Source organism: Bacillus sp. LR--39 (genome assembly GCF_053613335.1).
The window spans coordinates 1-532 of the sequence record NZ_JBSIOT010001510.1 but is presented as its reverse complement, the minus strand read 5'-3'; the positions used below and the strand labels follow the sequence as shown (position 1 = coordinate 532).

General features: G+C 36.3%; 1 pseudogene. It reads left to right on the top strand.

Annotated elements, in window-relative coordinates:
* Window positions 1-426: 426 nt before the first annotated feature.
* Window positions 427-532: pseudogene (locus ACWHAR_RS31465) on the top strand (holin); the annotation flags it as partial.

Genomic DNA, 532 nt, shown 5'->3' with positions numbered 1-532 from the left:
TGATCCGGTTTGTTTTTCATAGATTCACATCTTTGACTAGACTTGCTCTCATTTCCAATATTTATAGTTTAAGTCGAAAATCACGGATGTTGAATAGGCTTTAAAGACTGTTTTTAGGGATATATACACAGTTCGCCATCATCCTCACACCGCATTTCAAGGACATATAACCCGTCTTTTTGAATCATCTGTACACCGCTTTCATTGCGGACAAGTCTAAAGGCACGGGAACACGGCGGTTTAATGGTCACAAAAAATCGCCAAATGATTCCGTATGACGTTTTCCAATTTTAGTTATTAAACTGTTGCTTTTGACCTGATTTGCGCTTTTAACTATAGACAAAATGAATAATATATATTCTGTATATGTATTTTACCTATACTTGAAACTCATGTACACTCTTGTTTAGAAAGGGGGATAATGACATGAAAACATTCATTAAAGGATTAGGTCAGGTCGCTCTTTTGTTTTTATTCGCCCGTTTCATGAATCTGATTGTCGAGGTTCTTCATATAAACATTCCCGGCAGCA